General features: G+C 70.7%; 1 protein-coding gene. It reads right to left on the bottom strand.

What is annotated here, in order from left to right:
• Positions 1-239, bottom strand: a 239-nt coding sequence (locus V1L54_RS29385; RefSeq protein WP_330121202.1) for an acyl carrier protein, incomplete at both ends; no start/stop codon positions are given.

Genomic DNA, 239 nt, shown 5'->3' with positions numbered 1-239 from the left:
CGGCGGAGGTGCCGGTGCGGCTGTCGATCAGCTCGGCGACGGCCGCGACGGTGTCGCCCGGGGAGGCGTCGTCGTCACCGATCCGGGCGCCGAGCTCGGAGCGGACCACCAGCAGCAGCTCCACCAGGAACAGCGAGTCCATGTCGAGGTCCTCGAAGCTGGTGTCGGGACCGATCTCCGCGCGGTCCACCTCGAAACGGCCGACCAGGATGTCGACCAGCCTGTCGTACGTCGCGCTC

This window comes from Streptomyces rubellus, assembly GCF_036323805.1.
Lineage (GTDB): Bacteria > Actinomycetota > Actinomycetes > Streptomycetales > Streptomycetaceae > Streptomyces.
This window is presented reverse-complemented; position numbering and strand designations above follow the sequence as displayed.